Here is a 23,286-nt window from a genome sequence, read left to right as displayed (position 1 = left end):
AGTCACGATTGCAGTATCGGCCGGGTGGGTCCGGTCTTTAGCCGCCGCCGCGCAGTCGCCGTCCGATCGCTTCGAGCATGGCCTTGCGCGAGAACAGGAAGTCCCAGTAGCTGCCGCCGAGCTGGCGCCACAGCACCGCCGAACGCACCGCGGCCAGCAGCAGGGCGCGGATCTCGGCGACCACCCCGGCCTGCCCGAGGTAATGCGGATTGCCCTGCACCATGATGCGCGGCTTGAGCTGGCTGATGGTCTCCGCGTACAGGCCGCCCATCGCCGCCAGCACGTCGGGATGGGCCGGGTCGCCGAGCTCGCCGGCCCGCGCCGCGGCGGCTGCGATGCCGGCCTGGACCTTGGCCACCGTCGCGCCGTCGCGCACGAAGCGGCGTTCCAGCTGCATCACCGACAGCGCCAGGCGCGGCAGCAGGTCGTCCTTGCCCTGGTTGCCGAAATAGTCGCGCAGCAGCCGCAGCCCGGCCTCCACCTGGCGCCCGTCGCCATAGACGGCGGCGGGCGAGGGGGCGTCGATGCGGATCACGCTGTCCATGGCGGTGCGCACCACGGCGGCGTCGGAATGGCCGGTCTCGGCGATGCGCCGCACCTGCTGCAGGGCCTGGGCGATGCCGGCCAGTGCCAGTACGCGGTCGTCGAAGGAAAAACTCATGCTTGCCTCTCGGGGGGAACGGGCCTGGACGCTCGCTGTTCCAGCGGCGCGTCGGTGGCGGCGATCACCGCGCCGCCCAGGCATTGGGCACCGTCATACAGCACCAGCGACTGGCCGGGCGTGACCGCCCGCTGCGGCCGGTCGAAATCGACCTGCAGGGTGCCGTCGTCGCGCACGGTCACGGCGCAGGGCTCGTCCGGCTGCCGGTAACGGGTCTGCGCGGTGCAGCGGAAGCCGGCGGCGGGCGCGCCCCCGGCGATCCAGTGCATGGATTCGGTCTGCAGGCGGTTGGACTGCAGCCAGGGGCTGTCGTGGCCCTGGTCCACGTACAGGATGTTGGCCGCCACGTCCTTGCCGACCACGTACCAGGGGGCGGCCGGCCGGCCGCGCACGCCGCCGATGTTCAGGCCTTCGCGCTGGCCCAGGGTGAAATAGAACACGCCTGGATGGCGGCCGATGGGCTGCCCGTGCGGATCGCGGATCTCGCCTTCGCGGGCGGGAAGGTACTGGCCGAGGAACTGGCGGAAATCGCGCTCACCGATGAAGCAGATGCCGGTCGAGTCCTTCTTGGCGTGGGTCGGCAGCCCGGCCTCCTGGGCGATGCGGCGCAGCTGGCTCTTTTCCAGGTGGCCGATCGGGAACAGCGTGGCGGCCAGCTGTTCCTGCCCCAGCTGGTGCAGGAAATAGCTCTGGTCCTTGCCGCGGTCGGCCCCGCGCAGCAGGCGCCAGCGGCCGCCGGACTGCTCCACCTGGGCGTAATGCCCGGTGGCGATGCGCCCGGCGCCCAGCTCGCGGGCGGCGTCCAGGAAGTGCTTGAACTTGACCTCGCGGTTGCACAGCACGTCCGGGTTCGGCGTGCGCCCGGCCGCGTACTCGGCCAGGAAGTGTTCGAACACGCCCTGCCAGTACTCGGCGGAGAAATCGCGGAAATGGAAGGGAATGCCCAGCCGGCCGCAGACCGCCACCGCGTCGCGGCGGTCGTCTTCCGCCCTGCATTCACCGGAGCCGTCGTCCGCCCAGTTCTGCATGAACAGGCCGGCGACATCCAGCCCCTGCTGGACCAAGACGAGGGCGGCGACGGAGGAGTCCACGCCGCCGGACACGCCGACGACCACGCCGGGGCGGCTCACGGCACCTGCCTCAGCACCGACAGCGGGAAACGCTGCCCGGCCAGCCAGTCCGACACGGCCTGCCAGACCAGTGGGCTGCGCAGCCGCGCCATGTCGGCCTGCAGCGCGGCCGGGGTCAGCCACAGCGCCTGCACGATGCCGGTATCCAGCGGTTGATCCGGGTAATGCCGTACCGGCTCGGCGGCGAAGGCGAAGCGCAGGAACGACTTGCCGTCCGGTGCGCCCCATTGGTAGGCGCCGATGAAGGCGGTCGGCCGCACCTCCCAGCCGGTTTCCTCGCGCGTCTCGCGCACCGCGGCCTCGACCAGGCTTTCGCCCGCTTCCAGGTGGCCGGCCGGCTGGTTCAGCACCCGGCGGCCGTGTTTTTCTTCCTCCACGAGCAGCAGCTGCCCGGCGCGGGACACCACGGTGGCCACGGTGACGCGTGGCGCCCAGCGCTGGGAGTGCAACGCGTTCACCCTCAGTACTCGTCCTTGGCCGTCAGTTCCAGCTCGATGGCATCGGCGCTCTTGATCGCCGCGTCGATGGCGTCGCTGAGCACGTCGGCCTTGGCGTCGGCGTCGATCTTGACCACGAACATGGCCATGTCGCCCTGCTTGACCCAGCTGCCGAGCTTGGAATCGTTGGAATCCTCGAGCAGGCGGTTGGCGACCAGCGCCGGCAGCTGCGGGCCGGAGGACTTGTAGCCCGGCGACCAGATCTCGCGGATGCGGTGGGCGCCGTAGGTCTCGACCGAGGAGCGCACGAACACCAGCTGGGTGCGCTCGTCCTCCATGTCGAACACCATGCGGTAGTCGCCGTCGTCGTCGACCTCGTACTTGTATTCCAGCGACTCGAGCAGCTTCCCGACCGCGGCGTCCGGTTCGCCGGCAAACGCCGTTCCGGCCATGCAGCCCAACACGCCCGCCACCATCATTCCAGTCACGTACTTCTTCATGCTTTCCCTGCGGGATTGGTTGATCAGGCGCAAATTGTGCTTTGACGGGGGCGTTCACGTCCAATTCGGCGCGGTACGCCGGGGCCACCCGGTATAATTCGGCGCATGCCCCGCAAGCTCCAACACGAGAACGACCACGGCCTGCTGGTCGACCCCGGCAAGCCCGAGGTCGCGCCGCCGCCGCTGTACCAGGTGATGCTGCTGAACGACGACTACACCCCGATGGATTTCGTGGTGGCCGTGCTGCAGAACTTCTTCGCCATGGACCTGGACAAGGCCACCCAGGTGATGCTGCACGTCCATACCCGGGGGCGCGGCATCTGCGGGGTCTACAGCCGCGAGGTCGCCGAGACCAAGGTCGCCCAGGTCAACGAGTTCTCGCGCATGAACCAGCATCCCCTGCTGTGCACGATGGAGAAGGCCTGACCGGCACCTCCACCGGCCGCGCCTGCATCGTCCCCGCATCCCCGACACCGGCGGCCCGCACCGTTCCGCGCATGGACACGGCGGCGGCATTGCCGTGGCCGGGCCGGCACCCATGTGGAGAGGGCGGGCGTCCGGCGCGGCTGTCGCCAGACCCCGATGCCCCGCAGCCAATGCCGTCCCGTGGGGTAGGGATCCGCCGCTGATGGCGGCCCGGCCCGAACGGATCCCCAACCCTTGGGCATACTGCTAACGCCGTCTGAACACCGGCATCCGGTAGGGTGATGGAAAACGTGCAGTCAGGCCGCATATTGTCTCGAACCGCAGTCGGAGTCCCCCATGTTCAGCAAAGACCTCGAACAGACGATTGGCCAGTGCTACAAGCGCGCCCGCGAGGCACGTCATGAATTCATGACGGTCGAACACCTGCTGCTCGCCCTGCTGGAGAACCCCTCCGCGCAGGCGGTACTGAAAGCCTGCGGCGCCGACCTGGATCGCCTGCGCCAGGACCTGGAACAGGCCGTGGAGACCTCGGTCTCGCGCCTGGCCGACGACGACGGCCGCGACACCCAGCCCACGCTGGGCTTCCAGCGCGTGCTGCAGCGCGCCGTCTACCACGTGCAGTCCTCCGGCAAGAAGGAGGTCACCGGCGCCAACGTGCTGGTGGCGATCTTCGGCGAGAAGGATTCGCACGCGGTCTATTACCTCAACCAGCAGGACGTGACCCGGCTGGACATCGTCAACTACCTGTCGCACGGCATCGCCAAGTCCGGCGACGACGGCGACGCCTCGCCGTCCATCGACGGCGAGGGCCGCACCGAGGGCGGGGAGGGCGAGGCCAAGGGCGACGCGCTGGCCGAGTACGCCAGCAACCTCAACGAACAGGCCCGGGCCGGCCGCATCGACCCGCTGGTCGGCCGCGGCGACGAGATCGAGCGCACCATCCAGGTGCTGTGCCGCCGCCGCAAGAACAACCCGCTGTACGTGGGCGAGGCCGGCGTGGGCAAGACCGCCATCGCCGAAGGGCTGGCCAAGCGCATCGTCGACGGCGAGGTGCCCGAGGTGCTGGCCGACGCGGTGATCTACTCGCTCGACCTGGGCGCGCTGGTCGCCGGCACCAAGTACCGGGGCGATTTCGAGAAGCGCCTGAAGGGCGTGCTGACCGCGTTGAAGAAGGTGCCGGGCGCGGTGCTGTTCATCGACGAGATCCACACCATCATCGGCGCCGGCTCGGCCTCGGGCGGCACCATGGACGCCTCCAACCTGATCAAGCCGGCGCTGGCCTCGGGCGAACTGCGCTGCATCGGCTCGACCACGTTCCAGGAATACCGCGGCATCTTCGAGAAGGACCGGGCGCTGGCGCGCCGCTTCCAGAAGATCGACATCGTCGAGCCGACCGTGGGCGAAGCCTACGAGATCCTCAAGGGCCTGCGTCCCAAGTACGAGACCCACCACGGCGTGACCTACGCCGACGACGCGCTGCAGGCTGCGGTCGACCTTTCGGTCAAGCATATCGGCGACCGCCTGCTGCCGGACAAGGCCATCGACGTCATCGACGAGGCCGGCGCGCGCCAGCGGCTGCTGCCCGAGGCCGAACGCAAGGCGACCATCGACGTCGAGGAGGTCGAGGCCATCGTCGCCAAGATGGCGCGCATCCCCGCCAAGCAGGTCACCGCGACCGACAAGGACGTGCTGCAGCACCTGGAGCGCAACCTGAAGATGGTGATCTTCGGCCAGGACCCGGCGATCGAATCGCTGGCCTCGGCGATCAAGCTGTCGCGCTCGGGCCTGGGCAATCCGGAGAAGCCGATAGGCAACTTCCTGTTCGCCGGCCCGACCGGCGTGGGCAAGACCGAGGTCACCCGCCAGCTCGCGCTGCAGCTGGGCATCGAGCTGGTGCGCTTCGACATGAGCGAGTACATGGAGCCGCATTCGGTCAGCCGCCTGATCGGCGCGCCCCCGGGCTATGTCGGTTTCGACCAGGGCGGCCTGCTGACCGAGAAGATCGTCAAGACGCCGCACTGCGTGCTGCTGCTGGACGAGGTGGAGAAGGCGCACCCGGACATCTTCAACATCCTGCTGCAGGTCATGGACCGCGGCATCCTCACCGACACCAATGGCCGCGAAGCCAACTTCAAGAACGTGATCCTGGTGATGACCACCAACGCCGGCGCGGCGCAGGCGTCGCGGCGCTCGATCGGCTTCACCCGCCAGGACCACGCCACCGATGCGATGGAGGTGATCCGCAAGAGCTTCACGCCGGAATTCCGCAACCGCCTCGACGCGGTGGTGCAGTTCCAGGCGCTGGGCTTCGACCACATCCTGCGGGTGGTGGACAAGTTCCTGATCGAGCTGGAGATGCTGCTGCAGGACAAGCACGTCTCGCTGTCGGCCACTCCGGCCGCGCGCAACTGGCTGGCCCACCATGGTTTCGACCCGCAGATGGGCGCGCGGCCGATGTCGCGGGTCATCCAGGACCAGATCAAGCGCCCGTTGGCCGACGAGCTGCTGTTCGGCAAGCTGGTGGGCGGCGGCAAGGTCAGCATCGACGTGCGCGATGGCGAACTGGTAGTGGAAACCGAAGCCGAACCGGAGCACCTACTGCCGGCGACGGTCTGAGGAAGGAGCGGGGAGGTGGGAGCAGGGAAGCGGGAGGCGGGCGCAAAGGGGCGGAAGGAACTGCTCCGCTCCGCCAGGTGGAACAGGCCAGACCGCGCTCACCAGGCCCACCACCTTCCCGGCTCCCCTTTCCCTTGCATCACAGCCACGCAAAAAAGCCAGCCCAGGGCTGGCTTTCCGGGATATCCGGCTACCGCGCTTACTTCATGCGGTAGGTGATGCGCCCCTTGGTCAGGTCGTACGGCGTCATTTCAACCTTGACGCGGTCGCCGGTAAGGATGCGGATGTAGTTCTTGCGCATGCGGCCGGAAATGTGGGCGATGATCTCGTGCCCGTTTTCCAGTCGAACGCGGAAAGTGGTGTTCGGCAGCGTCTCGCTGACGGTGCCTTCGAACTCGATGGAGTCGTCTTTCGACATGTAATCCTGTGCGGTTCTGCGGATGGCCTTTTCAGGCCCGGAAGCCGGGTATTTTACCCCGCGCCGCCGAATCATGCAAAGTTTGCGTTAAACGGCGGCCCGGCCCGCCAGTACCGCCGCCGGCCAGCGGCCGAAACGCCGCGTCCAGCTCCCGGCAGGTTCCGTTTCCGCCGCCTGGACCAAGGCCCGCACCTGCGCCAGGAACGCCTCGCGCGGCAGATGCCCGGCGCCCATGCGCAGCAGGTGCGGGTTCTCGACCTGGGCGTCGATCAGCGGCCAGCCCCAGCCGTGCAGGGCATGCGCCAGCGCGGCCAGGGCCACCTTGGAACCGCCGCTGCGCCCGCTGAACATGCTTTCGCCGAAGAACATCCGGCCGATGGCCACGCCGTAGATGCCGCCGACCAGCTCCCCGCCATCGAAGACCTCCACCGAATGCGCGTACCCGAGCCGGTGCAGTTCTTCATAGGCGCATTGCATGCCGGCAGTAATCCAGGTGCCTTCCTGGCCCGGGCGCGGCGTGCTGGCGCAGGCCTGCACGACCTCGGCGAACGCGGTATCGGCGGCGACCGTCCAGGCGCTGGAACGCAGCTCGCGGCGGAAGCGCGAGGACAGGCGCACGCCATCGGTGCGGAACACCATGCGCGGGTCGGGCGACCACCACAGGATCGGCTGCCCTTCGGAGAACCACGGGAAGATGCCGCCGGCATAGGCGTTGAGCAGCCGCACCGGCGACAGGTCGCCGCCGATGGCGAGCAGGCCGTCGGGTTCGTGCAGCGCCAGTTCCGCCGGCGGGAACGGCGCACCGGGATCGGGCGGCAGCAGGAACGGATGCATCGCCGGTTTCATGGCTCGTCCCCACTCCTGAAAGGCGAGTGTCGCTGCAGCGCCTGCGCATAGCGGGCGACATCGCGCGCTTCCCGCGCGCACCAGTCGCGCAGCGCCTGGCGGAACTGCGGATCGGCGATCCAGTGCCGGCTGCGCACTTCGGCGGGAAGGAAGCCGCGCGCCAGTTTGTGTTCGCCCTGCGCGCCCGGCTCGAAGCGCTGCAGTCCCTCGCGCAGGCAGTAGTCGATGCCCTGATAGTAGCAGGTCTCGAAGTGCAGGCCGGGCAGGGCGGCGCCGCCCCAGTAGCGGCCGTACAGCGTGTCGCCGCCACGCAGGCACAGCGCGCCGGCGAGCGGTTCGCCGTCCTGCTCGGCGAGGAAGAGCACCAGCTGGCGCGGCAGGGTCTGGGCCAGGTGGCGCAGGAACGGCAGGGTCAGCGCCGGCGCGTTGCCGTACTCGGCGAAGGTCTGCAGGTAGAAACCGTGCATGGCGCGCAGGTCGTCGGCCGACGCCTCGTCGCCGTGCACGACGCGGAAGCGGATGCCGGCACGCGCGACCCGGGCGCGTTCCTGGCGGATGTTCTTGCGGCGCTTGTGGTCCATCGCCGCGAGGAAATCGCCGAAATCCCGCCAGCCCGGTTGCCGGCGCCACTGGAACTGCACATCCACCCGCCGCAGCCAGTCCGCGTCGAAGGCCACGTCCTCGTCCACGCCGTGGAAATTGACGTGGGCCGAGGACAGCCCGGCGTCCTGCACGTACCCGACGATGGCCCGCAGCAACCCGCGCCTGTCCGCCTCGTCGTGGGCCAGCAGGCGCGGACCGGTGACCGGCGAATAGGGAATGGCGCCCAGCCACTTGGGGAAGTATTCCTGCCCGTGCCGCGCGTAGGCGTTCGCCCAGGCGTGGTCGAATACGAACTCGCCATGCGAGTTCTCCTTCAGGTAGCCCGGCACCGCGGCCACCAGTTCATCGCCGCGCCACAGCGTGACGTGCCGGGGCTGCCAGCCCCATTCCGGGCGCAGGCAGCCGTGCCGTTCCAGCCCGGCAAGGAAGGCGTGGCTGACGAAGGGATTGCACCGGTCGTGCAGGGCGTCCCATTGCGCCGCTTCCACCAGCGCGATGGACGGGAGCACGCGCGGTTCCAGAGCCGGGGTCATGGCCGCAGCTGCAGCACGTCGATGGTGGGCGGGTTGAACAGCCGCAGCGGCAGGCCGACTTCGCCCACGCCGCGCGTGGTGAACACCCGCACCGGACCGGCCGCGGCGGGGGCGATCTGCTCGCCGCGATCGAAGCCGTGGGCGCTGGGGATGACCTTGCGGTACAGCCATGGAATGCGGATCTGTCCGCCATGGGTATGCCCGGCGAGGACGATCGCCGCCTCGCCGGGCCGCAGTTCCATGGCGCTGTCGGGATTGTGCGCGACGACGATCGCCGGCGTCGGGGCCGACGCCGTGCGCAGGAAGCCCGGATCGTCCTTTCCCGCCCAGCGGTCGCCCAGTCCCGCCCAGCGGATGCCGCGCGCGTCGGTGAAGACCATGCCCTCGACGACGCGCACGCCATGCGCGCGCAGCGCCTCGCGCAGCGGCACGTCGATGTCGGGGCCGGGCGCCTGCTGGTCGTGGTTGCCCAGCACGGCATAGACGGGGACACGCAACGCCGACAGCGGCGCGAACGCCTCGGACAGCACCAGCCGCTGCGGTTCGTAGGTCAGGTCGCCGGCGATGACCACCGCATCCACCGGCAGCGCATCGAGCCGTTCCACCAGCCGCTCGAGGAAGCGGCGGTCCTTGTAGGCGCCCAGGTGGATGTCGCTGACCAGGGCGATGCGGGCCTGCATGCCGGTGCCGCGCAGCTCGGTGTGGTCCACCCGGATCAGCTGCGGTTCGACGAACCGCGCCCACGCGAACACGCCGCAGCCCAGCAGCAGGACCGCGAGCACGGCGCGGTGGCGCCGGTCGCGGCGCCACCGCCACAGCAGACAGGCGACGGCGGGAACCACCAGCCAACTGCCGTGGAACAGCAGCTGCTTGGCGAATACCTTGTCCATGCCGGGCTGCCGGGGCGACCGCGATCAGCCGCCCTGCGCGTCCAGGAAGCGCTCGGCGTCGAGCGCGGCCATGCAGCCGAAGCCGGCCGAAGTGATGGCCTGGCGGTAATGCTGGTCGGCGACGTCGCCGGCGGCGAACACGCCTTCGACCGAGGTCATGGTGGCGTTGCCGCCCAGGCCCGAGCGGATCTCCAGGTAACCGTTGTTCATCGCCAACTGGCCCTTGAACAGGTCGGTATTGGGCTGGTGGCCGATGGCGACGAAGAAGCCGTGCGCGGCGATGTCGCGGGTGCTGCCGTCCTGGGTGGACTTCACCCGCACGCCGGTCACGCCCATCTCGTTGCCCAGCACCTCGTCGACCTGGTGGTGCCACACGGTTTCGATCTTGCCGGCGGCGACCTTGGCGAACAGCTTGTCCTGCATGATCTTTTCCGCCTTGAGCGTGTCGCGGCGGTGCACCAGGTAGACCTTGCGGGCGATGTTGGACAGGTACAGCGCTTCTTCCACGGCGGTATTGCCGCCGCCGACCACGACCACGTCTTGGTCCTTGTAGAAGAAGCCGTCGCAGGTGGCGCAGGCCGACACGCCGCGCCCCTTGAACGCTTCCTCGGACGGGATGCCCAGGTACTTGGCGGTGGCGCCGGTGGCGACGATCAGCGCGTCGCAGGTGTATTCGGCGCTGTCGCCGATCAGCCGGAACGGGCGCTGCGAGAGGTCGGCGGTATGGATGTGGTCGAACACCACTTCGGTGTCGAAGCGCTCGGCATGGGCCTGCATGCGCGCCATCAGGTCCGGCCCCATCAGGCCATGGGCGTCGCCCGGCCAGTTGTCCACCTCGGTGGTGGTCATCAGCTGGCCGCCCTGCTGCAGGCCGGTGATCACCACCGGCTTGAGGTTGGCGCGCGCGGCATAGACCGCGGCGGTCCAGCCGGCGGGGCCGGAGCCGAGGATGACGAGCTTCTGGTGGCGGGTGGGCAGGGACGGGGCGCTGGAAGTGCTCATGTATACTCGCGGAAGTCGGAATTGGCGGCGCGATCGCGGTGCATGGCGACCGTCCGGGCAGGTCATAGAGTGGCGACCGGGCCCCGGTGAATCAAGGCGCAGGAATGGAACTGCGCGACCCGCAGGACCGCTCCCGCGCAGCCGCCGCACGCCCGCACGCGCTTTCCCGATGCCCCACGATGCCGTTGCCCGCCTGTTCTCCGGCAGGGCGGCGAACGGGCGGATGAAACGTCGTCGCCTGTCGTTTAATATCAATCACTAACCGTGCATTTCTAAGGTCTGGTCCAAGGTGGCGAAACAGGTCCCGGAACGTGACAAAGGCGCTGGCGGCACTGCGCGCAGGCAGGCCGCCGCAGCGGATGCTCCGCGCCGCAACAAGCTGTGGCGCGACCTGGCGCTGATCGCGATCGCGCCGGCGCTGTTGTACCTGCTGGCAAGTCTGTTCACCTATTCCCCGACCGATCCGGGCTGGTCGCAGGCCGGATCGGTGGTCGCGCCCATCCACAACATGGGCGGCAGGGTGGGGGCGTGGATCGCCGACGTGCTGCGCCAGCTGTTCGGCTATGTCGCCTATCTGATTCCGCTGATGCTGGCGGCGGTCGCGTGGATCGCCATGTTCGGGCTCAACCGCGAGGACCGCGGCCAGGACGATCTCGGCCCGGCGCTGCGGCTGGTGGGCATCGTCGGCTTCCTGATCGGCGCCACCGGCTTCCTCTACCTGCGCCTGGCGCCGGGCGACGTCGCCCGCGCCGGCGGCGGCCTCGGCGTGCTGGTCGGCAAATCGCTGCAGAGCGGCTTCGGCCCGGTCGGCAGCAACCTGTTCCTGCTGGTGCTGCTGCTGACCTCGATCACCCTGGCCACCGGGCTGTCGTGGTTCCTGGTGATGGAGAAGATCGGCAAGTGGGTGCTGGCGCTGGGCCCTCTGCTGGACAAGAAGAAGGAACAGGCCAGCGAGTGGCAGCAGACCCGTGCGCTGCGCGAGGAGCGCGAGGAAGTGCGCAAGGTCGATGCCGAAGTGCGCGCCAAACGCGAGCCGGTGAAGATCGAACCGCGCCCGGCGCCGGTGATCGAGAAGAGCGAGCGCGCCAAGCGCGAGACGCAGATCCCGATGTTCCAGGGGGTCAACGGCGACGGCTCGGACCTGCCGCCGCTGGCGCTGCTGGACGACCCCAGGCCGCAGCCCAAGGGCTACGACGAGCAGACCCTGGAAACGCTGTCGCGGCAGATTGAGTTCAAGCTCAAGGATTTCCGCATCGACGCGCAGGTGGTCGGCGCCTATCCCGGCCCGGTCATCACCCGTTTCGAGATCGAGCCGGCGCCGGGCATCAAGGTCAGCCAGATCAGCTCGCTGGACAAGGACATCGCCCGCGGCCTCTCGGTGAAGTCGGTGCGCGTGGTCGACGTGATCCCGGGCAAGTCGGTGATCGGCCTGGAAATCCCCAACGTCACCCGCGAGATGATCTTCCTGTCCGAGCTGCTGCGCTCGAAGGAATACGACAAGTCGGCCAGCGTGCTGACCCTTGCGCTGGGCAAGGACATCGCCGGCCGACCGACCGTGGCCGACCTGGCGCGCATGCCGCACCTGCTGGTCGCCGGCACCACCGGCTCGGGCAAGTCGGTGGCGGTCAACGCCATGGTGCTGAGCCTGCTGTACAAGGCCAGCCCGAAAGACCTGCGCATGCTGATGATCGACCCGAAGATGCTCGAGCTGAGCGTCTACCAGGGCATCCCGCACCTGCTGGCGCCGGTGGTCACCGACATGAAGGAGGCCGCCAACGGCCTGCGCTGGTGCGTGGCCGAGATGGAGCGCCGCTACAAGCTGATGAGCGCGGTGGGCGTGCGCAACCTGGCCGGCTTCAACAAGAAGATCAAGGACGCCATCGACGCCGGCCAGCCGCTGATGGACCCGCTGTTCAAGCCGAACCCGGAAATGGGCGAGGTGCCGCGCCAGCTCGAGCCGCTGCCGTTCATCGTCATCTTCATCGACGAATTCGCCGACATGATGATGATCGTCGGCAAGAAGGTCGAGGAGCTGATCGCGCGCCTTGCGCAGAAGGCGCGCGCGGCCGGCATCCACCTGATCCTGGCCACGCAGCGTCCGTCGGTGGACGTCATCACCGGCCTGATCAAGGCCAACATCCCCACCCGCATCGCCTTCCAGGTCAGCTCCAAGATCGACTCGCGCACCATCCTGGACCAGTCCGGCGCCGAGGCGCTGCTGGGCAACGGCGACATGCTGTACCTGCCGCCGGGTACCGCCATGCCGGACCGCGTGCACGGCGCCTTCGTCTCCGACGAGGAAGTGCACCGCGTGGTCGAGCACCTCAAGGCCAGCGGCCCGGCCGACTACATCGAAGGCGTGCTGGACGAGGTGCAGACCATGGGCGACGGCGTGGTGGTCGGCGCTACCGGCCTGCCGGAGAGCGGCGGCAACGGTGGCGACGAATCCGACCCACTGTACGACGAGGCGCTGCGCATCGTCACCGAAACCCGCCGCGCCTCGATCTCCGGCGTGCAGCGCCGGCTGAAGATCGGCTATAACCGAGCCGCGCGCCTGATCGAGGCGATGGAAGCGGCCGGCGTGGTCAGTGCGCCGGAACACAATGGCGACCGCAGCGTGCTGGCGCCGCCACCGCCCAAGTGAGGGCAGGGGCGGCGGTCGAGCATGATTGCCGCCCATTCAGTTCCATCCGGGCAGACTCTGCCCATCCTCCGTCCACCGATGACAACTGCCATGAATGCCTTCCTGCGCCCCACGTTGATCGCCGTGACCCTGGCCGCCGCCGGCTTCGCCGCCAGCGCGCATGCAGGCGCGCGCGACGACCTGAAGACCTTCACCAACGGCCTGCGCGGCCTGGACGGGCAGTTCAGCCAGCAGGTGTTCGATGCCCGCGGCAAGCTCAAGGAATCGTCCAGCGGCCGCGTCGCGCTGTCGGCGCCGCGCCTGTTCCGCTGGGAATACACCCGCCCGCATCCGCAGCTGATCGTGGCCGACGGCAGCAAGGTCTGGGTCTACGAGCCCGACCTGGAGCAGGCCACCGTGCGCGACCAAGGCGAGGAAGAACAGAACAGCCCGCTGACCGCGCTGATCAACCCCGCGCAGCTGGAGCGCCAGTACGACGTCAGCGAGGAAGCCGCGCCGCGCGACGGCCTGCAGTGGCTGTCGCTGAGTCCCAAGCGCGAGACGGACGCCAGTTTCCAGTACGCCGCGCTCGGCTTCGGCCAGGGCGGGCTGGGGCGCATGGAAGTGGTCGATGCGGTGGGGCAGCGCACCGTGATCGAGTTCAGCGGCTGGAAGAAGAACCCGACCTTCACCGCGGGCACCTTCCGCTTCACGCCACCGAAGGACGTGGACGTCATCGGCGAGCGGTAAGCGTGCCCGGAAGATGCCGGCCACGGGCCGGCATCCTCGCGGATCGGGGGGACGGCCACGCTAGAATGCGGGGGTGGCCAGATCCAGAAACACGTTCTCCGAACCTCCTGCCGACCTGCTGAGCGCGGACCGGGAAGGCATGCGTCCGCTCGCCGAGCGCATGCGCCCGCGCACGCTCGACGAGATGGTCGGGCAGAAGCGCCTGCTGGCGCCCAACACCGCCCTGCGCCGCGCCATCGAATCCGGTCGCGTCCATTCCATGGTGCTGTGGGGGCCGCCCGGCTGCGGCAAGACCACCCTGGCGCTGTTGCTGGCGCGTTACGCCGATGCCGAGTTCCGCGCGATATCGGCGGTGCTGTCGGGCCTGCCGGAAGTGCGGCAGGTGCTGGCCGAGGCCGCGCAGCGCTTCGCCGAAGGCCGGCGCACCGTACTGTTCGTCGACGAGGTGCACCGCTTCAACAAGTCGCAGCAGGACGCCTTCCTGCCGCACATCGAGCGCGGCACCATCATCTTCGTCGGCGCCACCACCGAAAACCCGTCCTTCGAGCTGAACTCGGCGCTGCTGTCGCGCTGCCGCGTGCACGTGCTCGAGGCGGTGTCGCCCGAGGACGTGGCCGAAGCGCTGCAGCGCGCACTGGAAGACAAGGAGCGTGGCCTTGGCGAGGAGGACATCCGCGTCTCGCACGAATCGCTGCTGGAAATCGCCCGCGCCGCCGACGGCGACGTGCGCCGTGCCCTGACCCTGCTGGAAATCGCCGCGGAACTGGCGGTGGGCGAGGGCGGTCAAATCACCCCCGAAACCCTGCTGCAGGTGCTGGCCGACCGCACGCGCCGCTTCGACAAGGGCGGCGAGCAGTTCTACGACCAGATCTCGGCGCTGCACAAGTCGGTGCGCAGCTCCAACCCGGACGGCGCGATCTACTGGCTGGCGCGCATGCTCGACGGCGGCTGCGACCCGTCCTACCTCCTGCGCCGGCTGACCATCATGGCGGTGGAAGACGTCGGCCTGGCCGACCCGCGCGCCCTGGAAATGGCGATCAACGTCTGGAACGCCTACGACCGCATCGGCGCCCCGGAAGGCAACATCGCCCTGTCCAACCTGGTCGTCTACCTGGCCAGCACCGCCAAGTCGAACGCCGCCTATGCCGCGCTGAACGCCGCCCGCGCTGATGTCGCCGAGCTCGGTTCGATGCCGGTGCCGATGCACCTGCGCAACGCGCCGACGCGGCTGATGAAGACCCTCGGCTACGGCAAGGGCTACCAGTACGACCATGACGTCGAAGGCGGCATCGCCCTCGACCAGACCGCGTTCCCCGACGAGATGGGCGAGCGCGTGTACTACCGGCCGGTCGAGCGCGGGCTGGAGATCAAGCTCAAGGAAAAGCTCGACCGCCTGCGCGCGACGCGTGGGCAGGCCGGGGCCGCCGCCGGCAAGCCGCAGGAATGAACAGGCACCGCGTCCCGACGCACCCGGCCGGGACGCTCCATGACCAGAGCAGGAGACAGCACGCGATGTGGCTTTCCTTTGTGGCGATAGGCGTCGGCGCGGCGATCGGCGCGTGGCTGCGGTTCGGCCTGAGCGTCTGGTTGAACCCGATCCATCCCACCGTTCCGCTGGGCACGCTGGCTGCCAACCTGCTCGGCGGCTATGTCATCGGCCTGGCGCTGGCCTGGTTCGCGGTGCGTCCGGACATCGCGCCGCAGTGGCGGCTTTTCGTCGTCACCGGCCTGCTCGGTGGTCTGACCACTTTCTCCACGTTCTCCGCCGAAGTCGTGCAACTGTTCCTGCGCCAGCAGCTGGGCTGGGCGCTGGCGACCATGGGCCTGCACCTGGCGGGCTCGCTGTCGATGACCGCGCTGGGCTGGGCCACCTGGCGCATGCTGCGCCCCTTGGCGTGACCCGGCTTTCCAACGCATGATCCGCTTTCCATTTGGAACGATTGAAAGACGACATGCCGGTAGAGCAGGGCGCAATGAACGAACCGGTGGCGGCAACGACCATCATCGGCGCTGACGTCGGCGGCACCTATGCCCGCCTGGGCTGGACCACGCTGCGGCCGGGCGAGCCGATCCAGGTCAACGGCTTCCGCCGTTACGCCTGCGCGGACCACCCGAGCCTGGCGGCGATCCTGCGCGACTACGCGGACAGCCTGCGCGGCGACGCGTCCATTCCTCCCGTCGGCCGCGCGGTCGTGGCCATCGCCGGACTGCTCGATGGCGACCACCTGCTCAACACCAACCTGGCGTGGGATGTCTCGCTGGCCGATACGCGCCTCCAGGCGGGCCTTGGCGAACTGGAACTGATCAACGATTTCGTGGCCGTGGCCCAGGCCATTCCGCATGTCGAACCGGAAGCGCTGCACGCGTTGTCGGGCGATACCCGGCATCGCCCGCATGGCCCGGCACTGGTGCTGGGCCCGGGCACCGGCCTGGGCGTGGCCGTGCGCCTGGAAAACAGCCAGCCGCCGGTGCTGGCCAGCGAAGGCGGGCATGCCTCGCTGGCCGCCGGCAACCTGCTGGAACTGGACGTGCTGCGCGTGCTGCTGCAGCGCCATGGGCACGTCGACAGCGAACGCATCCTGTCCGGCCCCGGGTTGATGACGCTGTACACGTGCCTGTGCGAGCGCGAAGGCGCCGCTCCGCGCTGGGATACGCCAGCCGCGCTGGTGGAAGCCGCGCGCAACGGCAGCGACCGGATCGCGACCGCCAGCACCCGCGCGTTCTGCGGCTGGCTGGGCAGCGTCGCCGGCGACCTGGCGCTCACCTTCGGCGCGCGTTCGGTCTACCTCACCGGCGGCATCACCGGCCACCTCGCCGACTGGTTGCACGAAGGCGATTTCCAGCGGCGCTTCCTCGCCAAGGGCGTGCTTTCACCGGCCCTGCAGCACGTCCCGGTGTGGCGCATCGACGACGGCGAACTGGGCGTGCTCGGCGCGCTTGCCTGGCATGCGGACGACGCCTGCCGCCCCAACACAACCGGAGAAACCCCATGAACACACGCAGGCAGTTCCTGCAGACCTCCATGCTGCTGGCCGCGGCCGGCGCCACGCCGCGCCTGGTGGCATCGCCGGCGTCGGCCGATGGCGCGCGCGTGGTTTCAACCTGGGACTTCGGCGTCGGCGCCAACCAGGCCGCATGGAAAGTGCTGTCGACCGGCGGCAGTGCGCTGGACGCGGTGGAGGCGGGCGCCCGCTGGGCGGAAAGCGACCTGTGCAATCCCACCGTCGGACGCTGCGGCAACCCCGACCACGACGGCATCCTGACCCTGGATTCCAGCATCATGGACGGCGACGGCCGCTGCGGCTCGGTCGCCGCGCTCAGCGACATCCTGCATCCGGTATCGGTCGCGCGCCGGGTGATGGAGCAGACCCCGCACGTGATGCTGGTGGGCGAGGGCGCCCAGCAGTTCGCCGTGCAGCAGGGCTTCGAGCGCCGCAAGCTGCTGACCCCGGAAGCCGAAAACGCCTGGCGCGAATGGCTCAAGACCGAGCATTACGCACCGCAGATCAACGCCGAACGCCGCGGTCGCCCCGGCGACAAGGACAACCACGACACCCTGGGCATCCTCGCCATCGATGCGAAGGGACGCATGGCCGGCGCCTGCACCACCAGCGGCATGGCCTTCAAGATGCACGGCCGCGTCGGCGACAGCCCGATCATCGGCGCCGGCCTGTACGTCGACAACGAAGTCGGCGCGGCCACGGCCTCGGGCATGGGCGAGGAAATGATCCGCAACGCCGCCTCCTTCCTGGTGGTCGAGCTGATGCGCCAGGGGCGCTCGCCGGCCGACGCCTGCCGCGAAGCCATCGAACGGGTAGTGCACAAGCGCCCGGAAGCCAGCCGCACCCTGCAGGTATGCTTCCTGGCAATGAACCGGAACGGCGAAGTCGGCGCCTACGCGCTGCATCGCGGCTTCGTCTACGCCGTATGCGATTCCCGCAGGCAGGACGCGCTGCTGGATTCCACTTCCGTCTACGCCAGCGAACAGGCATGAGCGGACGCCGCCTGCTGGAGATCGCCAGCAACTCCGTCGCATCGGCCATGGCTGCGCAGGCCGGTGGCGCCGACCGGATCGAGCTGTTCGACAACCTCGCGCAGGGCGGCACCACGCCGTCGCGCGGCAGCGTCGCCGTGGCCCGCGACGGCCTGCGGATTCCGTTGTTCGTCCTGATCCGGCCGCGACCGGGCGATTTCCACTACGACGCCCAGGAAGCCGACATCATGCTGCGCGACATCGAAAGCTGCCGGCAGCTGGGATGCGACGGCGTGGTGATCGGCGCGCTGGAGGCCGACGGCGCCGTGGATGTCCCGTTGTGCCGTGAACTGGTCGCCGCCGCAGGACCGCTCGGCATCACCTTCCATCGCGCCTTCGACGCCGCCCGCGACCTGCCGGCGGCGATGGAGCAGATCATCGGCCTGGGCTGCCACCGCATCCTCAGCTCCGGCGGCGCCGCCAGCGCGATGGCCGGCAGTCCCATGCTGCGGCAACTGGCCACACAGGCCGCCGGCCGCATCCGCCTGATGGCCGGCGCCGGCCTCGACGCAGCCAACATCGCCGACGTCGCGACGCAAAGCGGCTGCGACGAGCTACATGCATCAGCCAAGTCGGTACGCCTGTCGGCCATGCGCCACCGCAATCCGTCGCTGATCGGACTGGAGAACGACTGGGTGCAGTCGGGTGTGGAACAGGTGGGCGCGCTGCGGCGGGCGCTGGATTTGACTGGATAGTGGACGGGTTGGCTGCACAGCGCTGTACCGGCGCAGCTTGCGGGATCTGAATTTTACATAATATACATTATGCGAAATGATCGTTGCCCGCCTGCGCTGGGTCTGGCTCTGGATCACGTCTTGCCTGCCGCAACGTCCACCCCGCAAGGACGAGATTCAGGTGTTCACCGCAGAGAATCTTGGGCGATCCCGGCAGAGACTCGGGGAAATCGACGCAAATGTTGCTGAGCAGTTGTGAACGTACGCAGACATTTGCGGTACAAGATGAACGCGATGCAGAAAAAACAGACACTTTTACCCAGCCCACAGTGCTATGGCGATCTTCATCAGCGAGCATCTATCGCTTCGCCGCTGCTTCGATCGCAGTGTACGTCGGCCGCGTGTTGCTCAGCGCGTTCTAGCGGGTACTGACTCTGCACATCCAGGGCACAGAGCGCGCTCACCGATAGGTACACCTGAGATGTTCCGCCCTGTAATTCACGGCCGCTGCAGTTGAAGCTCGTCGGACGCTTGGTCGATCAATGCATCAATTTTGTCACCAAGCTCGTTAGTGACGTCGGCCTGTAAATACCAGTAGAGGCGAAGTCCGCCCCGCTTCTCTTTGATGTCGGTGATCTGGAAAGAACTTCGCTGGCCGGGGGCGAGTAAGTACCAGATATCCGAAAGAAGTTGATCAATCCGCGGGGTCCAATCCGCGGGGGCGCAGATCGGGGGCACATTCTGAAAGTGATGCATAACCTAAGTCCCTTTTAACTGAACGGTGGCCGGTCTCGGCCAAGCCTCTTGTGGCGCCATTGACGGGCGCCATGCGGCGATCAGTTAGGCCTGTATTCGTAGGCAGGGCTTGCTTGCTGTTGACATGCTGAGAGGCTAGCAGGTTTGGAGTTCAGTGACTTGATTTATGATTCGCGCCGCTTGGTACGAACGGTTTTCTGAGGCCTTTTAACTGTTTTAGTGCTTTTTATGGCTGTCTCAAGAGCGGCTGACAAGCCTCGCAGTCTCTCTAGCTCTTGCTCGAGCGCGTCAGCTCGGGTGCGCTGAACCGCCCTTTCCCGCTCAGCCGCTGCGGCACTGGTTCTCAGTACCTCCATTTGAACACTTGAGTGAGCTTGCTTGGAGGCACTCTCGTTGGTCATTGCGAGCAGTTGCGCCCGCAGGTCTTTGATTTCTTGGCGCGCTCGATCCACTTCAGCCAGAGCTCGGTTTTCGACAGATCTGGCGTGCTCAGCCAAGCTCTCGCGCTCAGATCTCGCCAGTTCTTGCAGCTGCTGAAGTCGTGCATCCAATTCGTGTCGTGAGGTCGCCGCCTGATCAAGGAGATGGTTGGCATCTGCCCTTTGCTGGCTCAGTTCGTCAATCTGGGCCTGCATCTGGCTCACAAGGCGCTGAAGTTCTACGACCTGCGTAGAAGCAAGTCGCTCGGCCTGAAGGGCGGCTTCTGTCTTGCTTCGGAGCTCTGCAGCCTCATTGGCGAAGGTTTGCCGCAGGGCGAGAAGTTCGTCGTATTCCGCTGAAAGCGCCTGACGCGTATCGGCGAACTCCTGCAAAACCAGTTCACGGGCATGCTCCAAGGCGAGCTGCCACCACTGACCGGCCAGCTTGGCCAGGGCCGCCGGCGCATCCTTCAAATCCGTGCGCTCGGGCTGGAGTCGCGTTCCGAGTGCTTTCCACCAGGTTTCCAGCCAGCGCGTGACCGTATTGGGCGAACCGGTGCCCAGGTGAGCGCGGATACGCTCCACCGTCGGGCGCTCGCCAATGGCCACCAGCTCGTCAGCAGCGGTGTGGACGTCGGATTCGGTGATGCCACGGGCCATGCAACTGTCTCCTGTCTCGGCGCCCTACTCTGCTGACAACGTACTCACGATAAGTGATGATTATCGTGGGTATGAGCTCGATTTCGTAGTATACATTACATAGTATGAAAGATAATTCTACGATTCCCGTCCTCGCCGTGACGGCTACCACCTTGGTGCTGCCCGAACAGCTGGCTCAACAGGCCGCCGATGCAGTGCGCGAACTGCTGGCCGAAGCCGCCGCCGAGAACACCACCCGCAGCTATAGCAGCGCCCTGCGCTATTGGGCTGGCTGGCATGCGGCGCGCTACGGCGTCGAGCTGGCCTTGCCGGTGCCCGAAGCCACCGTGCTGCAGTTCGTGGTCGACCACGTGCAACGCCGGTCGGCTGAAGGCGAACTGGCGTGGGAGTTGCCGCCGGCCGTCGATCAAGCACTGGTGGCGGCTGGGCTGAAAGCCAAGCTCGGCCCGTGGACGTTGGCCACGGTGCGCCATCGCGTTGCCGTGCTGTCCACCGCGCACCGGCTTAAGCAAGCGACCAATCCCTGTGAGCAGCCGGCGATTCGCACCGTGCTCAGCCGTGCCGCCCGGGCCGCGGTCAAGCGCGGCGAGCGGCCACGTAAGAAGACCGCCATCGCCCTGCCCGAACTGGAGGCGCTGCTGGCCACGTGCGACGACAGTTTGGAAGGGATCCGTGACCGCGCCCTGCTCTGCTTCGGGTTTGCCAGTGGCGGCCGCCGGCGCAGCGAGATCGCCGCCGCCGACCTGCGCGACCTGCGCCGGATCGGCGAGGTGGGCTACATCTACCGCCTGGAACACAGCAAGACCCAGCAGGCCGGCGTCACCACCACCTCGACCCCGGACAAGCCGGTGCTGGATCGGGCGGCGGTGGCCCTGCAAGACTGGCTGGAGGCGTCCGGGATCACCGAGGGGGCAATTTTCCGGCGGCTATGGAAACAGCGCATCGGCCCTGCCCTCTCCCCCGCCGCTGTCGGGGAGATCGTGCAGCGGCGGGCGCGCCTTGCTGGGCTGGATGGGGATTTTGGCGGGCACAGCCTCAGGTCGGGGTTTGTGACCGAGGCCAGCCGCCAAGGGGTAGCGCTTCCGGCGATTATGCAGCTGACCGAGCACCGGTCGGTGGCGAGTGTTGTGGGGTATTTCCAGGCTGGATGCGCCTCCACCAATCCCGCTGCTCACTTGCTGGATGACTGACTAGAGGAAGTAACAGCCTGGCACCCAGGGTAAGGCCGGGGGGCCTCCGGTAGAGGGGCCTATTCAACGAGTGCCCTACCCCATCGCGCTCCTGGGCGAAGATCTGCGAAGGCGGAATGGAAGTGCCAGCAGCTTAAGCCCGGTTGCGACGCGCACGCGCGAATGCACCCTGCTATTCTCAAACGGGATTTGCTGGGCTCCATCGAGGAGACTTGGCGCCTGTGCCACGAGCTAGGGCCGAACGCTGGCCAAGGAAAGGGGAATGCTCAAAAGATTTCGACTGGAACGCACCGGCGTCTACGAGAAGCTGGTGATTGCCAATCGCGTATCACGCGCTCTTGACGATTTTATCGAGGGGCGGCAGTCATTGATCGCGATGGGTGCCGAACAAGGCGGCATCCCACATTGGGATGACATCGTCATCGAGCACAGCGATGGGTTGTTTGAACACATACAAATTAAGCGGCAGGCGTCTGACTTTGACGGAACCAACACCGTTAGCGCGCCTGCCATCAAAACTCTCTCCGAATTTGATAAGACCATTGAGAGTCTAGGTAGCTGGGCCAGAAATCCTGGAACAACGCCGCGAAAGTTTGTCTTCACTGTTCCTGGCCTAAATACTCAAATTAAGAAAGATTACTTAGTCAGACAGTTTGAAGAGCTTTGCAGTGTTTGTCGCACGACAGGGGCAACTGCCGAGGCGTTGGCGGCTCGAAATGATGGGCCAACTACCAATGCATATCGATGGCTTACGACGTGGTGCGGATTTGACGATTGGGCACACATCCTATCTGCGCTGAAGCAGCTTACAATCGAGCCCGCAGGAGTTGAAAGCAAGCTGCGCGACGATGCGCTGCACTTGCTGAATCGCCATTTCACTTCAGGCGCTGCGGCACTGGCCGAGATACAGACTTACGTCGTCACAGAGATGTCGGATGTCTCAGCGGTGGCATGCAGGCCGCTGCTTAAAACCCTGCACCACCTTGCACGCCCCGAGTTGGCCACATGGACGCAATATCAGTTCGAGAACGCGATGGCCGGCTGGAACGTGTCTGGCACGCACGACCTTGTCACCGATGGCGTTGAGGCAGCGCCTCAGGTTGTCGAACAACTTTGGAAAACCTGTGGAGCTACACGAAAGCTACGTGTGTCTGCCACATGCCCTCAGAATGATCCAAACGGCAACTCGCTAACCAGCGTGATTCTCCGTCTGGCCTTGCATTTGCAGGGAAGTAGCCAAGCCCTCCTCCTTGAGGAAGCTGGTTGGCGCGCCAGGGCGAGCCAGGAGCTTGGGCACACGCTCGGCGTGGGAGAAAGCGACTTCGATCATTTGACTTGGATAGAAAACGTCAATCCGCCTAGCCAAGCTGCCCCCAGACCCATCAAAGGATTTGCTCAGGCCGACGAAGAGGCAAGCCAGCTAACGCTAGCGATGGATGCGGTCGTCTGGGCGCAGATAGTTGACAAGATCGAGCCGCGACTCGCGGCCATTCAAGACCCGGACCTTCGGAGAGAGATGTATCAACTGTGGGAGGCGTGGCGCGACGAACTTGCACAGAACGTTGAACTTAGGGCAAGCCTCTTTGCAAGAATGATGTATGCCCCCGGCGAGAAGCGCATCCATGCTAAGGCTCTGCGCGTTGGCCCAAGGTCCACCGATCTTTTGACTGACGCCCTCGAGACTCTTCTTTTCGTTGCGGTGGGTCTCGACGTCAATAACCCAAGCTGGCAGCAGTTCGGCACCTTCGGCGATGTGAATGTCATCGCCCTTAGGCGTTGGTCGGGCCCATCAGACCAAGCGGCTACCGTATGCGAGTTACCCTCCCATGGCCTGACGGCCTTGTTAGGAGCGGATACCTCTTCGATAGTTATCTTGTCTGGTGTAGAAGATTCCGCTTCAGAGGTTCTTGATGTCGGACTTGCTGACGATGCAGATGCAACCATGAGCATGGCGACGCCTCGTCGCCCTAGAATGTTGGTGACTCGATCCTCTTCGACGCGTCAGCGCCTACGGAATGGAAACTTGACCACGGTGAGGGCGCATTTCCGTCAGCTTTGGCGGGCGACGGAAGACGCTCGTGATACAGCTATCCGCGCCTACGCGAGCGGAGGATAAATC

At 66.9% G+C, this 23,286-nt stretch carries 22 protein-coding genes; 11 read left to right on the top strand and 11 right to left on the bottom strand.

Annotation, left to right across the window (positions count from 1 at the left end; translation table 11 throughout):
- Positions 1 to 37: 37 nt before the first annotated feature.
- Genes hflD through ABTV91_RS11485 form a run of 4 tightly spaced genes read right to left on the bottom strand, consistent with a single transcriptional unit; the run spans position 38 to position 2,728 of the window.
- Positions 38 to 661, bottom strand: coding sequence for a high frequency lysogenization protein HflD (gene hflD / locus ABTV91_RS11500; RefSeq protein ID WP_433851570.1), 624 nt, complete (start codon positions 659 to 661; stop codon positions 38 to 40).
- Positions 658 to 1,791 (bottom strand): tRNA 2-thiouridine(34) synthase MnmA, encoded by a 1,134-nt coding sequence (gene mnmA, locus ABTV91_RS11495; protein ID WP_433851569.1) that lies wholly within the window; start codon positions 1,789 to 1,791, stop codon positions 658 to 660. The genes hflD and mnmA overlap by 4 nt, the downstream gene beginning before the upstream one ends.
- Positions 1,788 to 2,249 (bottom strand): NUDIX hydrolase, encoded by a 462-nt coding sequence (locus tag ABTV91_RS11490; RefSeq protein WP_433851568.1) that lies wholly within the window; start codon positions 2,247 to 2,249, stop codon positions 1,788 to 1,790. The genes mnmA and ABTV91_RS11490 overlap by 4 nt, the downstream gene beginning before the upstream one ends.
- Before the next feature lie 2 nt (positions 2,250 to 2,251).
- Entirely contained in the window at positions 2,252 to 2,728 is a 477-nt protein-coding gene (locus ABTV91_RS11485; protein WP_433851567.1) for a hypothetical protein, read from the bottom strand.
- 105 nt (positions 2,729 to 2,833) lie between these two features.
- Between ABTV91_RS11485 and clpS the strand changes: the two genes are divergently transcribed.
- Complete coding sequence (gene clpS, locus ABTV91_RS11480) at positions 2,834 to 3,154, top strand: ATP-dependent Clp protease adapter ClpS (protein WP_433851566.1); 321 nt, start codon at positions 2,834 to 2,836, stop codon at positions 3,152 to 3,154.
- 336 nt (positions 3,155 to 3,490) lie between these two features.
- Positions 3,491 to 5,770 (top strand): ATP-dependent Clp protease ATP-binding subunit ClpA, encoded by a 2,280-nt coding sequence (gene clpA / locus ABTV91_RS11475; RefSeq protein ID WP_433851565.1) that lies wholly within the window; start codon positions 3,491 to 3,493, stop codon positions 5,768 to 5,770.
- A 199-nt stretch (positions 5,771 to 5,969) separates the two neighbouring features.
- Here clpA and infA read toward each other — a convergent pair whose 3' ends face one another.
- The 5 genes from infA to trxB all read right to left on the bottom strand — a co-directional run bounded on the left by infA (position 5,970) and on the right by trxB (position 10,062).
- Positions 5,970 to 6,188, bottom strand: coding sequence for a translation initiation factor IF-1 (infA, locus tag ABTV91_RS11470; RefSeq protein ID WP_005409596.1), 219 nt, complete (start codon positions 6,186 to 6,188; stop codon positions 5,970 to 5,972).
- 87 nt (positions 6,189 to 6,275) lie between these two features.
- Positions 6,276 to 7,034, bottom strand: coding sequence for a leucyl/phenylalanyl-tRNA--protein transferase (gene aat / locus ABTV91_RS11465; RefSeq protein WP_433851564.1), 759 nt, complete (start codon positions 7,032 to 7,034; stop codon positions 6,276 to 6,278).
- Positions 7,031 to 8,170 (bottom strand): GNAT family N-acetyltransferase, encoded by a 1,140-nt coding sequence (locus ABTV91_RS11460; RefSeq protein WP_433851563.1) that lies wholly within the window; start codon positions 8,168 to 8,170, stop codon positions 7,031 to 7,033. The genes aat and ABTV91_RS11460 overlap by 4 nt, the downstream gene beginning before the upstream one ends.
- Positions 8,167 to 9,060, bottom strand: a complete 894-nt coding sequence (locus ABTV91_RS11455; protein ID WP_433851562.1) for a metallophosphoesterase — start codon at positions 9,058 to 9,060, stop codon at positions 8,167 to 8,169. Before ABTV91_RS11455 ends, ABTV91_RS11460 begins: the two co-directional genes overlap by 4 nt.
- 24 nt (positions 9,061 to 9,084) lie before the next feature.
- A complete protein-coding gene (gene trxB, locus ABTV91_RS11450) occupies positions 9,085 to 10,062 on the bottom strand; it encodes a thioredoxin-disulfide reductase (RefSeq protein WP_433851561.1) in 978 nt (325 codons plus the stop codon).
- 289 nt (positions 10,063 to 10,351) lie between these two features.
- On the opposite strand from trxB, the gene ABTV91_RS11445 reads away from it, so the two are divergent.
- The 7 genes from ABTV91_RS11445 to ABTV91_RS11415 all read left to right on the top strand — a co-directional run bounded on the left by ABTV91_RS11445 (position 10,352) and on the right by ABTV91_RS11415 (position 18,163).
- Positions 10,352 to 12,706, top strand: a complete 2,355-nt coding sequence (locus tag ABTV91_RS11445; RefSeq protein ID WP_433851560.1) for a DNA translocase FtsK — start codon at positions 10,352 to 10,354, stop codon at positions 12,704 to 12,706.
- A gap of 78 nt (positions 12,707 to 12,784) precedes the next feature.
- Complete coding sequence (lolA, locus tag ABTV91_RS11440) at positions 12,785 to 13,435, top strand: outer membrane lipoprotein chaperone LolA (RefSeq protein WP_433851559.1); 651 nt, start codon at positions 12,785 to 12,787, stop codon at positions 13,433 to 13,435.
- A 139-nt stretch (positions 13,436 to 13,574) separates the two neighbouring features.
- On the top strand, positions 13,575 to 14,882 hold the full coding sequence (locus ABTV91_RS11435; RefSeq protein ID WP_433851558.1) for a replication-associated recombination protein A: 1,308 nt from the start codon (positions 13,575 to 13,577) through the stop codon (positions 14,880 to 14,882).
- 65 nt (positions 14,883 to 14,947) lie between these two features.
- Positions 14,948 to 15,334 (top strand): fluoride efflux transporter CrcB, encoded by a 387-nt coding sequence (crcB, locus tag ABTV91_RS11430; RefSeq protein WP_433851557.1) that lies wholly within the window; start codon positions 14,948 to 14,950, stop codon positions 15,332 to 15,334.
- Positions 15,335 to 15,408: 74 nt separating this feature from the next.
- Positions 15,409 to 16,428 carry a glucokinase gene (locus ABTV91_RS11425; protein WP_433851556.1) on the top strand — a complete coding sequence of 340 codons (1,020 nt, stop codon included), beginning with the start codon at positions 15,409 to 15,411 and terminating at the stop codon, positions 16,426 to 16,428.
- Positions 16,425 to 17,429 carry a N(4)-(beta-N-acetylglucosaminyl)-L-asparaginase gene (locus tag ABTV91_RS11420; RefSeq protein WP_433851555.1) on the top strand — a complete coding sequence of 335 codons (1,005 nt, stop codon included), beginning with the start codon at positions 16,425 to 16,427 and terminating at the stop codon, positions 17,427 to 17,429. Before ABTV91_RS11425 ends, ABTV91_RS11420 begins: the two co-directional genes overlap by 4 nt.
- Complete coding sequence (locus ABTV91_RS11415) at positions 17,426 to 18,163, top strand: copper homeostasis protein CutC (RefSeq protein ID WP_433851554.1); 738 nt, start codon at positions 17,426 to 17,428, stop codon at positions 18,161 to 18,163. Before ABTV91_RS11420 ends, ABTV91_RS11415 begins: the two co-directional genes overlap by 4 nt.
- Before the next feature lie 477 nt (positions 18,164 to 18,640).
- On the opposite strand, the gene ABTV91_RS11410 is transcribed toward ABTV91_RS11415, so the two are convergent.
- Together ABTV91_RS11410 and ABTV91_RS11405 are read right to left on the bottom strand one after the other, a co-directional pair.
- Positions 18,641 to 18,898: a hypothetical protein gene (locus ABTV91_RS11410; RefSeq protein WP_433851553.1), complete on the bottom strand. Its 258-nt coding sequence runs from the start codon at positions 18,896 to 18,898 to the stop codon at positions 18,641 to 18,643.
- A 164-nt stretch (positions 18,899 to 19,062) separates the two neighbouring features.
- The gene (locus tag ABTV91_RS11405; protein WP_433851552.1) at positions 19,063 to 19,977 is read right to left on the bottom strand and encodes a DNA-binding protein; all 915 of its coding nucleotides are present in this window, start codon (positions 19,975 to 19,977) and stop codon (positions 19,063 to 19,065) included.
- Positions 19,978 to 20,081: 104 nt separating this feature from the next.
- On the opposite strand from ABTV91_RS11405, the gene ABTV91_RS11400 reads away from it, so the two are divergent.
- Together ABTV91_RS11400 and ABTV91_RS11395 are read left to right on the top strand one after the other, a co-directional pair.
- Positions 20,082 to 21,167, top strand: a complete 1,086-nt coding sequence (locus tag ABTV91_RS11400) for a site-specific integrase (protein WP_433851551.1) — start codon at positions 20,082 to 20,084, stop codon at positions 21,165 to 21,167.
- 262 nt (positions 21,168 to 21,429) lie between these two features.
- Positions 21,430 to 23,283 carry an ABC-three component system protein gene (locus ABTV91_RS11395; protein WP_433851550.1) on the top strand — a complete coding sequence of 618 codons (1,854 nt, stop codon included), beginning with the start codon at positions 21,430 to 21,432 and terminating at the stop codon, positions 23,281 to 23,283.
- The last annotated feature ends 3 nt before the right edge of the window (positions 23,284 to 23,286 follow it).

It is taken from the genome of Stenotrophomonas nitritireducens (assembly GCF_050984405.1).
Taxonomy (GTDB): domain Bacteria; phylum Pseudomonadota; class Gammaproteobacteria; order Xanthomonadales; family Xanthomonadaceae; genus Stenotrophomonas; species Stenotrophomonas nitritireducens_B.
The sequence above is the reverse complement of the archived record's forward strand: the minus strand, read 5'-3'. Positions and strand labels throughout refer to the sequence as shown.

What these genes read in the sequence shown, in the direction of transcription:
- hflD (WP_433851570.1), bottom strand. Translation starts at nt 661, where the DNA reads ATGAGTTTTTCCTTCGACGACCGCGTACTGGCACTGGCCGGCATCGCC.
- ABTV91_RS11485 (WP_433851567.1), bottom strand. Translation starts at nt 2,728, where the DNA reads ATGAAGAAGTACGTGACTGGAATGATGGTGGCGGGCGTGTTGGGCTGC.
- clpS (WP_433851566.1), top strand. Translation starts at nt 2,834, where the DNA reads ATGCCCCGCAAGCTCCAACACGAGAACGACCACGGCCTGCTGGTCGAC.
- clpA (WP_433851565.1), top strand. Translation starts at nt 3,491, where the DNA reads ATGTTCAGCAAAGACCTCGAACAGACGATTGGCCAGTGCTACAAGCGC.
- infA (WP_005409596.1), bottom strand. Translation starts at nt 6,188, where the DNA reads ATGTCGAAAGACGACTCCATCGAGTTCGAAGGCACCGTCAGCGAGACG.
- aat (WP_433851564.1), bottom strand. Translation starts at nt 7,034, where the DNA reads ATGAAACCGGCGATGCATCCGTTCCTGCTGCCGCCCGATCCCGGTGCG.
- ABTV91_RS11460 (WP_433851563.1), bottom strand. Translation starts at nt 8,170, where the DNA reads ATGACCCCGGCTCTGGAACCGCGCGTGCTCCCGTCCATCGCGCTGGTG.
- ABTV91_RS11455 (WP_433851562.1), bottom strand. Translation starts at nt 9,060, where the DNA reads ATGGACAAGGTATTCGCCAAGCAGCTGCTGTTCCACGGCAGTTGGCTG.
- trxB (WP_433851561.1), bottom strand. Translation starts at nt 10,062, where the DNA reads ATGAGCACTTCCAGCGCCCCGTCCCTGCCCACCCGCCACCAGAAGCTC.
- lolA (WP_433851559.1), top strand. Translation starts at nt 12,785, where the DNA reads ATGACAACTGCCATGAATGCCTTCCTGCGCCCCACGTTGATCGCCGTG.
- ABTV91_RS11435 (WP_433851558.1), top strand. Translation starts at nt 13,575, where the DNA reads ATGCGTCCGCTCGCCGAGCGCATGCGCCCGCGCACGCTCGACGAGATG.
- crcB (WP_433851557.1), top strand. Translation starts at nt 14,948, where the DNA reads ATGTGGCTTTCCTTTGTGGCGATAGGCGTCGGCGCGGCGATCGGCGCG.
- ABTV91_RS11425 (WP_433851556.1), top strand. Translation starts at nt 15,409, where the DNA reads ATGAACGAACCGGTGGCGGCAACGACCATCATCGGCGCTGACGTCGGC.
- ABTV91_RS11420 (WP_433851555.1), top strand. Translation starts at nt 16,425, where the DNA reads ATGAACACACGCAGGCAGTTCCTGCAGACCTCCATGCTGCTGGCCGCG.
- ABTV91_RS11415 (WP_433851554.1), top strand. Translation starts at nt 17,426, where the DNA reads ATGAGCGGACGCCGCCTGCTGGAGATCGCCAGCAACTCCGTCGCATCG.
- ABTV91_RS11410 (WP_433851553.1), bottom strand. Translation starts at nt 18,898, where the DNA reads ATGCATCACTTTCAGAATGTGCCCCCGATCTGCGCCCCCGCGGATTGG.
- ABTV91_RS11405 (WP_433851552.1), bottom strand. Translation starts at nt 19,977, where the DNA reads ATGGCCCGTGGCATCACCGAATCCGACGTCCACACCGCTGCTGACGAG.
- ABTV91_RS11400 (WP_433851551.1), top strand. Translation starts at nt 20,082, where the DNA reads ATGAAAGATAATTCTACGATTCCCGTCCTCGCCGTGACGGCTACCACC.
- ABTV91_RS11395 (WP_433851550.1), top strand. Translation starts at nt 21,430, where the DNA reads ATGCTCAAAAGATTTCGACTGGAACGCACCGGCGTCTACGAGAAGCTG.